General features: G+C 62.2%; 19 protein-coding genes. 10 read left to right on the top strand and 9 right to left on the bottom strand.

Annotated elements, in window-relative coordinates:
- Positions 1 to 7 precede the first annotated feature (7 nt).
- The 9 genes from ACIQPR_RS43785 to ACIQPR_RS43745 all read right to left on the bottom strand — a co-directional run bounded on the left by ACIQPR_RS43785 (position 8) and on the right by ACIQPR_RS43745 (position 5,165).
- Complete coding sequence (locus ACIQPR_RS43785) at positions 8 to 406, bottom strand: DUF3310 domain-containing protein (protein WP_403661476.1); 399 nt, start codon at positions 404 to 406, stop codon at positions 8 to 10.
- Positions 403 to 567, bottom strand: a complete 165-nt coding sequence (locus ACIQPR_RS43780; protein WP_403661473.1) for a hypothetical protein — start codon at positions 565 to 567, stop codon at positions 403 to 405. The genes ACIQPR_RS43785 and ACIQPR_RS43780 overlap by 4 nt, the downstream gene beginning before the upstream one ends.
- 32 nt (positions 568 to 599) lie before the next feature.
- Positions 600 to 1,202 (bottom strand): topoisomerase, encoded by a 603-nt coding sequence (locus tag ACIQPR_RS43775; protein WP_403661470.1) that lies wholly within the window; start codon positions 1,200 to 1,202, stop codon positions 600 to 602.
- Complete coding sequence (locus ACIQPR_RS43770; RefSeq protein WP_403661467.1) at positions 1,126 to 1,482, bottom strand: CHC2 zinc finger domain-containing protein; 357 nt, start codon at positions 1,480 to 1,482, stop codon at positions 1,126 to 1,128. Before ACIQPR_RS43770 ends, ACIQPR_RS43775 begins: the two co-directional genes overlap by 77 nt.
- A gap of 163 nt (positions 1,483 to 1,645) precedes the next feature.
- Positions 1,646 to 2,056, bottom strand: coding sequence for a hypothetical protein (locus ACIQPR_RS43765; protein ID WP_403661464.1), 411 nt, complete (start codon positions 2,054 to 2,056; stop codon positions 1,646 to 1,648).
- A gap of 76 nt (positions 2,057 to 2,132) precedes the next feature.
- Entirely contained in the window at positions 2,133 to 2,948 is an 816-nt protein-coding gene (locus tag ACIQPR_RS43760) for an AAA family ATPase (RefSeq protein WP_403661461.1), read from the bottom strand.
- A 21-nt stretch (positions 2,949 to 2,969) separates the two neighbouring features.
- Complete coding sequence (locus tag ACIQPR_RS43755) at positions 2,970 to 3,728, bottom strand: RecB family exonuclease (RefSeq protein ID WP_403661459.1); 759 nt, start codon at positions 3,726 to 3,728, stop codon at positions 2,970 to 2,972.
- A 23-nt stretch (positions 3,729 to 3,751) separates the two neighbouring features.
- The gene (locus ACIQPR_RS43750; RefSeq protein ID WP_403661456.1) at positions 3,752 to 4,258 is read right to left on the bottom strand and encodes a hypothetical protein; all 507 of its coding nucleotides are present in this window, start codon (positions 4,256 to 4,258) and stop codon (positions 3,752 to 3,754) included.
- A gap of 409 nt (positions 4,259 to 4,667) precedes the next feature.
- On the bottom strand, positions 4,668 to 5,165 hold the full coding sequence (locus ACIQPR_RS43745; RefSeq protein WP_403661453.1) for an ImmA/IrrE family metallo-endopeptidase: 498 nt from the start codon (positions 5,163 to 5,165) through the stop codon (positions 4,668 to 4,670).
- Positions 5,166 to 5,654: 489 nt separating this feature from the next.
- On the opposite strand from ACIQPR_RS43745, the gene ACIQPR_RS43740 reads away from it, so the two are divergent.
- From ACIQPR_RS43740 to ACIQPR_RS43695, 10 genes are all read left to right on the top strand, one after another.
- Positions 5,655 to 5,972, top strand: a complete 318-nt coding sequence (locus ACIQPR_RS43740; RefSeq protein ID WP_403661450.1) for an HNH endonuclease — start codon at positions 5,655 to 5,657, stop codon at positions 5,970 to 5,972.
- A 127-nt stretch (positions 5,973 to 6,099) separates the two neighbouring features.
- A complete protein-coding gene (locus ACIQPR_RS43735) occupies positions 6,100 to 6,351 on the top strand; it encodes a hypothetical protein (RefSeq protein WP_403661447.1) in 252 nt (83 codons plus the stop codon).
- Between the two features lie 69 nt (positions 6,352 to 6,420).
- Positions 6,421 to 6,600: a hypothetical protein gene (locus ACIQPR_RS43730; RefSeq protein WP_403661444.1), complete on the top strand. Its 180-nt coding sequence runs from the start codon at positions 6,421 to 6,423 to the stop codon at positions 6,598 to 6,600.
- Entirely contained in the window at positions 6,600 to 7,031 is a 432-nt protein-coding gene (locus ACIQPR_RS43725; RefSeq protein ID WP_403661441.1) for a hypothetical protein, read from the top strand. Before ACIQPR_RS43730 ends, ACIQPR_RS43725 begins: the two co-directional genes overlap by 1 nt.
- 12 nt (positions 7,032 to 7,043) lie before the next feature.
- The gene (locus tag ACIQPR_RS43720; RefSeq protein WP_403661438.1) at positions 7,044 to 7,313 is read left to right on the top strand and encodes a hypothetical protein; all 270 of its coding nucleotides are present in this window, start codon (positions 7,044 to 7,046) and stop codon (positions 7,311 to 7,313) included.
- Positions 7,314 to 7,389: 76 nt separating this feature from the next.
- Positions 7,390 to 8,613, top strand: coding sequence for a hypothetical protein (locus ACIQPR_RS43715; RefSeq protein ID WP_403661435.1), 1,224 nt, complete (start codon positions 7,390 to 7,392; stop codon positions 8,611 to 8,613).
- A 12-nt stretch (positions 8,614 to 8,625) separates the two neighbouring features.
- Positions 8,626 to 10,041, top strand: coding sequence for a phage portal protein (locus ACIQPR_RS43710; protein ID WP_403661432.1), 1,416 nt, complete (start codon positions 8,626 to 8,628; stop codon positions 10,039 to 10,041).
- Positions 10,042 to 10,082: 41 nt separating this feature from the next.
- A complete protein-coding gene (locus ACIQPR_RS43705) occupies positions 10,083 to 10,604 on the top strand; it encodes a hypothetical protein (RefSeq protein ID WP_403661429.1) in 522 nt (173 codons plus the stop codon).
- 61 nt (positions 10,605 to 10,665) lie between these two features.
- Positions 10,666 to 11,760 (top strand): hypothetical protein, encoded by a 1,095-nt coding sequence (locus ACIQPR_RS43700; RefSeq protein WP_403661426.1) that lies wholly within the window; start codon positions 10,666 to 10,668, stop codon positions 11,758 to 11,760.
- Between the two features lie 398 nt (positions 11,761 to 12,158).
- Positions 12,159 to 12,722, top strand: a complete 564-nt coding sequence (locus ACIQPR_RS43695) for a hypothetical protein (protein ID WP_403661423.1) — start codon at positions 12,159 to 12,161, stop codon at positions 12,720 to 12,722.
- Positions 12,723 to 12,733 lie beyond the last annotated feature (11 nt).

The following is a 12,733-nucleotide window of genomic DNA, read 5'->3' as shown; positions in this document are numbered from 1 at the left end:
ATTCGCTTCAGTTGGACTCCAGGCGCTTGAGTTCGAACTGTATGTACCAGAGGGCTTTCTTCAGGTCCTCGACGGCATCTCCCTTGTGCCCGGCACGCATGAGGTACTTCAGGGCGTTGCCGATGACGAAAGAGAAGTGCTGCGTGATGTCGATGACTTCGATACCTGGGAGCCACGTGTAGTGAGCCGGGTGGTTCACCGGGTCGCTGGCGTTCTCGGTTTCCAGGGCGGGAGTGATCTCCTCGGCGGTGAAGCCGAGTGTGTAACCGTTCTTGAACGTGACTCCGTAAGGGAAGGCTTCTCCCTCGTGGATTTCCGTGATGACGGCCCGATGGTCCTTGAACTGCTTGGTGTAGGGCGTCCCGGGGTTCCAGATGATGACGATGTCACCGACTTCGAAATTCACACAGCCTCCAGTTCATCGTCTCGGAAGTAGGCGCCCATGCTCGGCCAGCCCCCCAAAGGCGTGTCCATGAGTACGGAGGTGGCTTCTTCGACGTCGGCGTAGTTCACGCGCTCGATGACGCCTGTCATGCCGGCCGTTCCGTCCTTGACGGATGACTTCACCCGGACTCGTGTGCCGGGTAGCCAGACACTCTTCAAAGACCGATCCTTTCTCGCATGACCAGAGGGCCGTGCGCGTGCATGAATGAATTGGAGTCGTGCCCCTGGCCCAGGACTATGAGCTTGGAGTTGTGGGCCAGCTCGGCGGCGCGCTTCTCGCCGGCCTCGATACCGGGTTCGTCGTCATCAGCGACTTGGAACACCGTCTCGAACCCCAGATAGGCGGGAGTGAAGTGAGGGCGCCAGGCTGAGGTTCCCTGGTATCCCGTGGCCGGGACTCCTGCGACCGCCCAGGCCATCACGTCGAATTCGCCCTCGGTGTTCACGATGAAGGGACTCGTCGTGATCAGTGCCGGGGTATTGAAAAGGCGCGGGCAGTCGCCGGGGATCGTGAGGTACTTGCCGTGCTTGTGGTGGCTCTCCTTGTGGAGAGGGGCGAGGTATTCCCCGGATTCGTCCTTCACGCATTCGTCGCGGATGCAGCGGAACCGCACCGTGGCGACGCCGTGAGGTCCGCCCGCAGGTCGGAGGTAGGGGATGACCAGGGATCCCCGGTACTGCTCATGGCCCGTAAGAGCCGAACCGACGTAGCCGATTCTGAACTTCTCCGCGACGCTGCCGAGTCCGCGGGCCTCCATGTACGCCTCGGCGGGACTCCCCTTGTACTGCTGGAAGTATGCCTTCGCTGCTTCCACTGAACCGGGAACGTGCAAACGCCTGTGCTTCTCTGAAGCCAATCCGCTCCTCACGCTGGATTACGTCGTAAGAGTCCTCGGAGACGTCGCACACGAAACAGGACCAGCGCTGTTTCTCTGCATTGACCGAGGCACTCGGGTTCTCTTCGGCGTGGAGCGGGCAGAGCATCTTTTGCCACCCTGCCCGCTCCTTCACCTCGATGCCGTAGAAGTGCTTGAGCACTTCGGCGATCGGGGGCTTAGTGATCACTGGTCGGTGACGGGGCCGGTTCACCGACCTTGCGGGTTGTCACCGGGAAGTCGTACCTTCGGTAGGCGGAAACCAGGAGTTCCTTCTCACCGCGCCACTTGCGGTAATCGAACTTGGTGGAGTTCTCGGCCACGGCTCATCCGGCCTTTCGCATTCGGCGCTCCTCCTGGAGGAGGCGCTTGAGGTCGTAGTTCTCGCGGACCAGCTTGAGGAGCTGATCGAACGGCATTACCGAATACGCTTCCCCTACGCTCTTGAATCGGGCCTTGATGATGACGGCGCCGTTCGTCGCATGGGGGTTGTGCTCCAGCTCGCGATTCAGCTCGCGCATGAATTGGGCGAGGTCGAACTTCTGGACGTTCTTCATCTCGAAGAAGAACGCCATCGGGATGAGGGTGATGTCTCCGCGATCGTTCACCCCGTACAGGGTTCCGTGCCTCTGGATCTCTTCCGGATCGATGTCCGGGAAAGTCTCCCGGATGTGGTCGAGGCCCTGCTTTTCCCAGCGGTAGCCCTTGTCCTTGTTGGCCTTGGCGGTTGAAGTCATCGCCCCCCTTCCCTTACTTTCAAGGTAGATCAGCTGCGCTTCGGACTCAACTTCTGAGTCACGGAAAATGTGTGACCTAGAACTCAGCAGAGATGTCCGTTAGGCGCATGTTCGCGTTGTTGAAGTCGTAGCTGCTGAAGGTCTGCCCCGAGCTGTCTTCGAATCCTTCACGGTTCTTGACCGGCGAGACATGCAGGATCCTGCCGTCCATGCCGTCGATTTCCTTATGGATCGTCAGAATCACGGAAGGGACACGGCCGATCTTGCCTTTCACCCCCGACAACGGAATGGGGTTGAGGCCGTCGGAGAACTCGCCGACCACGTGATGGAGTCCGAGGACATGAGCGTTCGTGTCCCGCGCCATCTCGGCGAGGTACTCGCACATCGCCTCCAGGCCGAACACGAAGCTCTCCGCGTCAGGTGTCGCGCCGCCGTCGACGTTGGTTACGTTGTCGACCACGATCAGGTGCGGGTCCATCCCGAACACCTCGAAGTAGCAGGCCAGGTCCCGCTCGATGTCGCCAGGCGTGGGCCGGGCCTCGAAGTTCCACCGGATCCACCAGCGCTTCCCGAGATCGGCGTAGTACTCCCCGAACTCGTCGTGCACCAGCTTGCGTTTGATGTCCCTGACGTTCTGGCCGGTGATGATCGCGGTGGCCCTGGTCAGCTGCGTGGCCGCGTTGGAGTCGGCCGAGAAGTACAGCACGGGCATGTTGCCCGCCAGGGCGAGGTTCGCAGCGAAGATCGACTTGCCCGTGCCCGGACCGGCCGCGACGAGCGACAGTTCCCCGCGCCGGAACTCGACCTCGTGCCTGCGCAGCCCTCCGAAGGGGGACGGGATTGGCTCGCCGGCCTCTCCCCTGGCCTGGACGCTCTGAACGAGTGAGTACATCCACTTCCTTATATTTCGGACTCAACTTTTGGTCGAAAAAAATATGCACGCGTGCGAGACGTCGCAGAAGCGACAGTCATAGGACGGCCGCGCGGGGAAGTCACCGGCCTTCACCCCTGCGTCCATCGAGGCATACCGCTCCCCCAGATCGTCAGCGCTCACCTGGTCCAGCCGCACCGGCCGGGAAAGGCGCCCGTCCTTGGCGAGGTACCAGTCAGCATCGTTGACCTCGACGCCGTACAGCTTTCGCACCGCGATGCCGTACGTCTGGAGCTGGAACTTCGACTTGGTGGACCCTGTCTTCAGGTCCCGAGGCCGCACAGCATCCTTCACCGTGACTAGCTGGTCTATGTAACCGCGGACTTCGATCCCGCCCAGCTCGACGAGGAAGTACAGCTCTAGCCCCGGCTCGCCCTCAGGCGTCTTCCAGATCGAGGGGCCGTTGACCTTGGCCCACTCCACGTAGTACGCCGTCTGCTCCTGACCCAGGACATAGCGCCGCTCGATGTCCTCCCCGCCGCTGTAGCGGCCGGCGGACATCCACCGGTCGGTGTCACTCTCCCGGTCCAGGCCCGCGTTCGTCAGGTCCCCGTACTGGTCGGAGAAGATTTCCACGGCCTCTTCCGTGCTCATGCTCCGGCCGGACTTCTCGAAGGCTTCGGCAGCAGAATGGAACGCAGTGCCATGGTGCGACCATGCCGCCGGCCTCGGTGTCACGCGTTCCACTCGCTGTAGGTAGAAGCGCCAACTGCACTTCTCGTACTGCTCGGTCTGACTCACGCTCCTGGGCTGAGTCTCAATACTCAAGCAAGCACCGCCTTCGCGTATCGAACGATCTTGAATGAATTGCTTCCGGGGATCCAGGCGTGCGGTCGGTCGTACGTCTCGTACTCCACGCCGACCATCAGCGAGGCCTCCATCTCGACCTCAAGGTCCCGGACCCGCTCACGCCCCTCGGCGTCCACCTGGTCAGACACGATCACATCGACGTACTCGACCGCGCTCCGAGGGTGACGCCTGGACCGGGCATGCGTCCGGATGATCAAGAGTCCCCATGTCTCGTCGTCCTCCATGCACCGCATGTCAGTGCACTGGTCGATCAGCTCCCGCAACTTCGTACGCAGTCGACGCTCCCCCTCTACGGCATCGAGAAACTGGCTCAACGTACGGCTCCGCCGGCCGAGGCCGTACAGGTCAGGGAGCGCCCCCTCCTCACGCACGTCTTCCTTGTCACGGAGGTGCGGCGTATGGCTCTTCAGGACCACCTGAGGGATCGCACCAGAGTCTTCGACTCCCAGCTCAAGCGTCACGAGCGCTCCCAAGGGCCCGACCCCATAGGGGTCCCGTTCACAAACGAGGAGCCCGTGTGTGGCTCCTGTGAATCAACGTAGCAAGGTTAGGAACGCGTTAATAGCCTGAGTTTCCGCAGGTGAGCGCCACGGCCGTACAACCTTTTCGCTGCTTACGGTGCGTCTACTTCGCAGCCGTAACGACCGGCGATCAAGGTTGGGAGCAACCGGACACAGCGGACGCCTACTCAAGCGTAGGGACCCATTCCGGTTACAGGGAGTGATTAGTCAAGGGGATGCAAAATGTTGAATCCGAGAGGGATCCCCCTTATGAAGCGCACCGCGCCGCCGAAGTGTCACACCGGCACCAAAAAACCTCCCGGCGCCTTCACCGGGAGGTCTAAACCAATTTCGCCAGAGGCGGGGGGAACTAGCCCCAGGGAGTCTCAGGCAGCTCCAGAGCCGCGCGGTACTTCTCGTCCTCGAACGGCGCGCGCCCCTCGGGCCAGCGAATGACACAGTTCCCGTCCGACTCCAGTCGCGGTATCAGGACCCAGGGCCCCTCAGCCTCACCGGGCCGCAGGTCGAGGACGCACCCGCTCTCCCTGATGAGCCGGTCGAAGCGCTCGGAACCCCGGACCAGGGTCCTTGTGGTGGTCTTTTCGCCCAGACCGCGACGCAGGAAATAAAAGAAATCGCGCGCACGGTTGATCGCCATGTATTCCGTGCGGTTCGTTTCGCTGGCAGGCCAAACGTGTTCAAGGATTTCCTGGGCCTGAACCTTGAAAGGGGCGCGCCAAATACCCAGTTCCTTGAGCCGCTTATTCACAGCCTGAAAGGAAACCCCGTACACTTCGGCAATTTCCTTATCGGACATGCCGTCTCTGTAGTGCTTTAGCAGCACGGGGTTATCCGGCAGCTTGGTCATAGGGTCCCTTGTCGTCCGGGTGGGGCTAGGCATGGCGCAGCGATCATGCGTCAAGGTAGCCCCAACGCGTCTCGGATTCAAGTGTGTTCCAGGGGCTGACCTGGGGCGACTGCTTCCCAAAAGTTGAGTCTGTGACGTCGGTCTCACATCGGGACCCTGGTGTCAGCGGTCTGGAGGTTTGTCACCGACGTCTTTAGTGAGAGAGCGAGCAGAGCGAGCGATCGAACAGGTCAGAGACATTTTTCGAAAGACTGTTCGAGTCTGATTTGGAAAGGTTCGTTCCTCCAGTCTAGTTCCGCAACAACGTTGCGGAAGTGCAGACCTACCGCGCGGTACGAGACCTACCCCACTAGGTAAGGGGTCGGTGAAAGACATCACGGCTTCTCCTGTTGATCAGCCCGTTGAGATCCATCTCCGGGCGAGCGTCCAGGAGCGGCCCCGGCTGCCAGATCAGCATCCGGCCGGGGCCAAAGACTTTCGAGGAGGGGCATGCCCAGGGCAAAAAGCATCTGCCTAAAAACTGGCTGTACCTCCCACACAATTCGCGATGGTCGGTGCGACAAGCACCAGGTGCGAAAGAGCTGGGACAGGGTCTCAGCACGCAATGCCAGCAGGCCCGCGGACTGGTCCCGGCGCCGGGCTCGTGTCCTGGCCCGCGACCGCTTCCGCTGCCAGCTCTGCGGAGCCAGAGAGCCGCTGGAGGTCGATCACATCGTCCCCGTGGCCCGTGGGGGCTCATGGGAGCCAGACAACCTCTGGACTCTCTGTCGCCCCTGCCACAAGCGCAAGACATACAGCGAGAAGTGACAGGTCCCCTCCCTGGAACTCCGTTCATCACTTTCCTAGGAGGCCCTCAATGGCTCGTGGCGTTATCCCTGTGACCGGTGTGGACCGGACCGGCGTACTTCTGCCCGGTCCCACTACCGGTGACCCCGTGAACAACCACACCGTCGCCAACAACGGCCGGGTGGTACTGCTCGTGCAGAACACCGGCTCGACCTCGTCACGAACAGTGACCTTCCGCCTCGCGCGGACAGTCGACGGCTTCAGCGTCACTCCGCGTACCGCGACCGTCGCGACGGGGACCACCAAGGCGTTCGGCCCCTTCGACCCCAACGACTACGGCAACGATCTCCAGGTCGACGTGGACAACGCCGAACTCAAGATCCAGGCCATCAGGGTCTGACCTCTACGCGATCGAGCCCGCTCCCACGACTCCGGGGGCGGGCTCTTCTCATTCAAGAACGGAGAGCGCATGAGCGCCTGCAACGGCCAGTGCGATGACTGCCCCTACACCTTCTGTGCCCCGCCGGCGCCCAAGGCACCGAGGCCGACGAAGGCAGCAGACAGGCGCAGTTGGCGTCAGGACGCGCTCTTCGAGCTGGAAGACCTCGGTGACATCTGGGGAGTGGACATGAGCAAGGTGAGGCTCTGATGACTCGCGGCCCGCGCCCGAAGGACAACGCGGTCCGGCGCAACAAGCACGAGCACGCCCAGCAGCTCAACAGCTCCGCGACCGAGGGCCGAGCACTTCCCGCAGGCCTCGGGATCAAGACGGCCGGGGCCCGCCGCTTCTGGCGGACCTGGGCGACTTCGCCGCAGGCCGGGAAGTGGATCGAAACCGACTGGGCCGAGCTGGAGATCACGACCAAGCTCGTGGACTCCCTGTTCCAAGGCGACCTGAAGCAGGCCGGCGAGATCCGTCAGCGCGTCGCCAAGTGGGGGGCGACCACGGAGGACAGGGCGAGGCTCCGCATGTCCATCGAGGACCCCCAGGACGAGGACGAGACCGCCGGCACCGAAGCCGCAGCTGTCGCATCAAGCACAGACATAGACGAGGAGCTGTTCCGGCTTCTCAGCGAATAGAGGTGACCGCCCTTGCAGACAGGGAATCTGCCCGCAGGGGTACCGAGCCCGAAAGAAACGCTGGGCTATCAGGTCATTCGCTGGGCTCAGAAATACATCGTCCAGCCGGACGGCGAACGCGCCGGTGAAAGCTGGCAGTTCACCCCCGAGCAGCTCAGATTCGTCCTGTGGTTCTACGCCATCAATCCGGATGGGGGGTGGCGTTACTCAGCTGGCACGCTTCGGCGTGCGAAGGGCTGGGGAAAGTTAGACGCCCCTCCTCGCCGCACTGGCGATCGTTGAATTTATCGGCCCGTGTAGATTTTCCCACTGGGATGCTTTCGGCCTCCCTGTTGCCAGACGCGTCCCTCTGCCCACAGTGCAGATCGGTGCGACCGCGCTGGATCAGACCGAGCAGACGATGGAGTTCATTCGAGGACTCCTCTCTGAGTCTCCGGCCGAGAAAGAATACGGACTGGAGATCGGCAAGTCGATCATCCAGTTCAAGAACGGCAAGCCTGGCACCATCAAGCCGAAGGCAACTGCCGGTAGAACGAATGAAGGAAATCGCCCCACCTTCGCCCTGATGGATGAAGTCCATCACTGGGTCGGAAGCAATGGCGGTCCCGACTTCTACCAGGTCATCAAGCGAAACATCGAGAAGACCGCTTCTGCTGGTTCTCGATGGGTCACGACGACTAACGCGTACAACCCGAATGAGGATTCGGTCGCTCAGCAAATCCACGAGTCGGACATGGTCCGTCAGGGGTTCTGGCTGTACGACTGCCTTGAGGGCGACATCGAGCATGACGAGCTGCGGGACGAAGCCAAGGTCCGTGCCGCGCTCAAGCAGGCGTACGGAGATGCGGTCTGGGCCGACATCGACGGCCTGACCCGCACCATCCTGCACGACCGAACGACGCCTGACAGCACCTACCTGCGGTTCTTCTGCAACAGGATCGCTGAGTCCTCTGACGGCTGGATGAGCCGTTCCGAGTGGCTGGCGTGCCTGGACGACCAGGAACCGATCAGGCCCGGCGATCAGATAGCCGTGGGGTTCGACGGCTCGATCCGCGGTGACGCGACGGGCCTCGTCGGGTGCCGGCTCCGGGACGGCAAGCTGTTCGTCCTGGGGCTCTGGGAAAACCCGAGAGACCCCAATAACCCTGACTGGGAAGTCGACGTCCTCGCGGTCGAGGCTGCTGTTCACAGGGCTTTCAAGACGTACAAGGTCGAGTGGTTCTATGGGGATCCGCCGTATTGGCAGGAGAACCTAGGCCGCTGGGCTCTCGAATACGGCGATGATTACGTTTTCGAATACTGGACCAACAAGCCCACGCGCATGGTCCAGGCCGTTGAGAGGTTCCGCACCGCTTCCATGGTCCAAGACCTGAAGCACGACGGAGATGAAGACCTCACCCGGCACATTCTCAATGCGGTGACCCGTGAAGTCCCTCAAGGGATCTTGATCACCAAAGACTCTCCCCGCTCGAAAAAGAAGATCGACTTGGCGGTTTGTGCGGTGTTGGCATTCGAAGCCCGCGCTGACGCAATTGCGGACGGACGACTCAGGCAGAGGAGGCGGCGCGTCGTCGGATTCTAAGTGAGGTAATGCATGATCGTACCGCCGAATGGCTATACCGCCATGTCTCCCCCTTCCACTCCGAAAGAGTGGATGCAGTACCTGTACGGGAAACTCCCGGCTCCCAACTCCCCGGAGCGGATATATTCGCGGTACTACGAGGGGGAGCAGCAGAAGCTAGCTTTCTCCCAGGCTCGATTCAAGTCCGCCTTCGCTGACGTCTTCGAGCAGTGGCGGGACAACTTTTGCGCGATGATCGTCGACTCGACGAACGAGCGCCTGCACGTCGACTCCTTCCGTCTGCCGGACTCACCCGGCACGGACAAGGACGCCCGCGAGTTCTGGCAGCGCTCGTCCATGGACGCCTTCAGCAACTCCGTCCACCTGGACGCGCTGATCCAGGGCACTTCGTACGTCCTGGTCTGGGCAGACCGCAACGGCGATCCGACCATCACCCCAGTCTCAGGCGAGCAGATGGCCGTGCAGTACAAGGCCGGCAGCCTGACCGAGCTGGAGGCCGCCGCCCGCTTCTACATGGACTCATGGGGTCGGCAGATAGCCACGCTGTGGACCGAGACGTACGTCTACGAGATCCCCGTGGGCGAAACCGACTGGGACAAGGGCCAGGTCGCCCGCAACCCGCTCGGCCTGGTGCCAGTCGTCCCGTTCGCCAACCGGGCCCGGCTGCTGGGCGCTTCGTTCTCGGATCTCGCCAACGTCATCCCGATCCAGGACGCGATCAACAAGACCCTCATGGACGCGCTCACCGCGTCCGAGTTCGCCGCGTTCCCTCAGCGGTGGGTCACCGGCCTGGAAATCCAGGAGGACGAGAACGGCACTCCCATCGAGCCGTTCCAGGTCGCGGTGGACAAGTTGCTCCAGGCCGAGGACCCCGGAGCCAAGTTCGGATCGTTCTCCCCGGCTGACCTCAGCAACTATGCCGCGCTGGTCTCCCTCCTCCTTCAGCACATGGCGGCAGTCAGCCGAACTCCCCACCACTACTTCCTCGTTAACAGCGGCTCTGCCCCCTCCGGCGAGTCCCTGATCTCTGCGGAGGCCGGTCTAGTGGCCAAGGTGCGAGAGAGAATGCTTCATTTCGGCGAAGCGTGGGAGAAAGTCCTCCGTCTGTGTTTCGCAGTGAAGCGCGATAAGCGCCAGTCCGCCTACGGCATGGAGACCGTATGGAAGGACCCGGAATACAGAACGGAAGCCCAGCACATTGACGCCCTGCTCAAGCTGAAGCAGCTCAACGTTCCCGAAGAGCAGCTCTGGTCTGACGCAGGATATTCCGCTGCACAGATCGTGTCCTTCCGCGAAATGCGTAAGGAGGACGCGAAGGCGGCAGCAGAGGTTCAGAAGCTCGGGCCGCAGCCGGAAACCACGGCGGCCGGCCCGAAGCCGCCTCAGGGCAACGCGGGCAACGTCAACCGCAAGCTCCACGAAAAGTAACGACCCGCCGAAATGGCGTGTCCATCCGAAATGGAATCACCATGAGCGACGAGCAGACCCCCAAGGATCCGGCCGAGCAGAAGCCGGACACCCCGCCGACGCCCAGCGTCGAAGACCTTCAGGCCGAGGTGGACAAGTGGAAGGCCCTGTCCCGAACGAATGAGAAGCGCTGGAACGAGGCTTCCGCCGAGCTGGACACCTTCCGACAGGCACAGATGACCGAGCAGGAGAAGGCCATTGAGGCCGCCAAGGCAGAGGCGCGAAATGCAGCCCTGTCCGAGGTCGGTACCTCGCTGGTCGAGGCGGAGATCCGCGCTCAGGCGGCGACTGCCGGTGTCACCGTGCCCACCGAGTACCTCGACCTGAACCGATTCCTTGGGGAGAACGGCCGTGCCGACGCTGACAAGGTCAAGTCGTTTATCTCGTCCCTCCCGAAGCCTTCTGCCGATCCGGATTTCCCTCAGCTCATGGGGACCGGTCATCACCAGGCGGGCGGCAACGTCATTTCCTCTATGGACCCGAACGAACTCGCGGACTTCATCGCGGGCGGGAAGTTCATATAGACCCTTTACCTAAGAAAGCCCTTCGGTTCGCCGAGGGGCTTTTTTTATGCCCGGAGGCACCATGGCGCTTACCACGCATCATTTCAATCTTGACCCGAAGCAGGTTGTCATTGCGGCGCTCGGCCTGCTCGACCGACAGCTGACGCTCGGCGGAATTCCGGCCCGATACTCGGAACTCAACTTCACTGGCGGTATCGGTGACGTCATCAACGTCAACCGCGAGTCCCGAGGAATTCCGGTCCAGTCGTCCGGCATCTCCTCGCCGATCACCAACCCGATCACGGGTGACAAGAACGTCTTCGCAGCGGCGTCCGACCGGCCGCTTCCCACTGCGGACCGCCGGGCCCCGAACGGCTTCATCAACGAGAGCCGGTTCCCGGTCCAGCTGACCACGCTGGCGCAGAACGCGTCCACGCTGTCCATGGAACAGGTCGCCTTCGACCTCAAGCAGTTCGGCTCTCAGGTCCTCTCCAAGCTCACCCGTGGTTTCGCCGAGTACTTCGACGACACCACCGCGGCCTTCATCAAGGCGAACATCAACCGGTCGAGCCTGACCACCGGCCAGAAGAACGCCATCGGCGGCGACGTCGCGGTCTCCATCCCGACGGCGGACGGCACCGCAGCGAACATGGCTCAGCGCGCCCTCGGTATCCGTACCGCGCTGGTCGACGCCCGCATGGCCCTGAACATCGCCGACGTCCCCCAGTCCGAGCGGTTCCTGATCGCCGGCCCCGAGGTCGAAGCGATCCTGCTCAAGGACCCCGAGTTCGTGGCCGTCGACTATTCCGGCGACACCAACGCGCTGCGTCGGGCCGTGGTCGGCCGGATCTACGGCTTCGACATCGTGATTCACAACTCCTTCGGCCTGGAGATGTACCTGTTCCACCAGAGCGCGATGCTCCTGGTCTCCGCGTGCCCCGCGATCCCGATGGGTGCCGTCAACGGCTCCACGCAGAACATCAACGGCATCGCCACCCGCATGCTGATCGATTACGACTTCGGGAAGAAGGCCGACACGATCGGTCTGGACACCATGTACGGTCTCGCGACCGTCAAGGAGGACCCTGACTTCAGCGTCCGGGGTACCACCATCGGCGAGAAGTTCGTGCGGGGTCTGAAGATCAGCATCACCGAGACCGCTCCGTCGGGCGGCTGATCCTGACACATGAAAAGGCCCCGGACTTCTCCGGGGCCCTCTCGTCACTCGGTCAATCCTGCGGCCTTAGCTCCCATCAGGAGCAGGGTAGTTGAGGTTACGAAGGTTGCGGCGCCAATAGAGGCACCCTCCTTAACCCGCGACCCTAGGGCCAAGAATAGGGCCATTGCTGCGCAACCAAGCGCAAATCCAGTGACGAAAATCAGGGCAACCACCCATTTCTTATTGGGGTTACCAGCGGACGGTTCAGTCATTTGTAAGCCGCCTTGGCCGCTTCACAAGAGTGGACAGCGGCTTTGACGGTAACGCGCTAGGCGGCTGTCTGACTACACCAATCAAGATCGTTCATGTTTTTGTTTGCCGGGCCGTTACAAGACGGAGCTTCGGAAGGAGTACCCATGCCCATAGCGAGCCTTGAGGACGTCGCCGCCAGGCTCGGTCGGACTCTCGAAGCTGACGAGCAGACCCGCGTGCAGGCGTTCATCGAGGACGCCACAGCGCTGGTACTCGACTGGTGCCAGACCGACTTCGAGCAGCACCAGGACGAGACGTTCACGCTTCCTCTACTGGGGAGCGAGGTCGAGATCCCCCCGCGCTACCTCCCCGGCCTGAAAGTCTCGGCCGTCGAACTCGACGGCTACGAGCTGGCGGCAGAGGACTGGAAGCTCGTGGGCCGCGTCCTCTTCCTGCGCTACGGCATCACGGTCGGCACGGTCACCATCACTGCATCGTGGGGGTGGCCGGCGCCTCCGCCTGTGCTCAAGCAAGTCATCTGCGCCGAGGTCATCCGCTGGATTGCTGTCTCTCCCGGCACCGTGCTGGAGAAGACCGGCGAACTCGAAGTCCAGTACACGCCGGCCGCGAACCATCCGGGTCTCTCCCAGTCCGCCAAGGACAGTCTCAAGCGCTTCAGGAAGCGGGCTCGAAGCCTGGATCTGTGGCGTCCCGTGACCCCCTTCTAACTCCGGAGGTC

The sequence above is a fragment of the Streptomyces sp. NPDC091280 genome (assembly GCF_044768565.1).
In the GTDB taxonomy this organism is placed as follows: Bacteria; Actinomycetota; Actinomycetes; order Streptomycetales; family Streptomycetaceae; genus Streptomyces.
The sequence above is the reverse complement of the archived record's forward strand: the minus strand, read 5'-3'. Positions and strand labels throughout refer to the sequence as shown.

Excerpts from the sequence above, each read along its gene's own strand:
- ACIQPR_RS43775 (WP_403661470.1), bottom strand. The coding sequence starts at position 1,202 with ATGGAGGCCCGCGGACTCGGCAGCGTCGCGGAGAAGTTCAGAATCGGC.
- ACIQPR_RS43765 (WP_403661464.1), bottom strand. The coding sequence starts at position 2,056 with ATGACTTCAACCGCCAAGGCCAACAAGGACAAGGGCTACCGCTGGGAA.
- ACIQPR_RS43760 (WP_403661461.1), bottom strand. The coding sequence starts at position 2,948 with ATGTACTCACTCGTTCAGAGCGTCCAGGCCAGGGGAGAGGCCGGCGAG.
- ACIQPR_RS43745 (WP_403661453.1), bottom strand. The coding sequence starts at position 5,165 with ATGACCAAGCTGCCGGATAACCCCGTGCTGCTAAAGCACTACAGAGAC.
- ACIQPR_RS43740 (WP_403661450.1), top strand. The coding sequence starts at position 5,655 with ATGCCCAGGGCAAAAAGCATCTGCCTAAAAACTGGCTGTACCTCCCAC.
- ACIQPR_RS43730 (WP_403661444.1), top strand. The coding sequence starts at position 6,421 with ATGAGCGCCTGCAACGGCCAGTGCGATGACTGCCCCTACACCTTCTGT.
- ACIQPR_RS43725 (WP_403661441.1), top strand. The coding sequence starts at position 6,600 with ATGACTCGCGGCCCGCGCCCGAAGGACAACGCGGTCCGGCGCAACAAG.
- ACIQPR_RS43710 (WP_403661432.1), top strand. The coding sequence starts at position 8,626 with ATGATCGTACCGCCGAATGGCTATACCGCCATGTCTCCCCCTTCCACT.
- ACIQPR_RS43705 (WP_403661429.1), top strand. The coding sequence starts at position 10,083 with ATGAGCGACGAGCAGACCCCCAAGGATCCGGCCGAGCAGAAGCCGGAC.
- ACIQPR_RS43700 (WP_403661426.1), top strand. The coding sequence starts at position 10,666 with ATGGCGCTTACCACGCATCATTTCAATCTTGACCCGAAGCAGGTTGTC.
- ACIQPR_RS43695 (WP_403661423.1), top strand. The coding sequence starts at position 12,159 with ATGCCCATAGCGAGCCTTGAGGACGTCGCCGCCAGGCTCGGTCGGACT.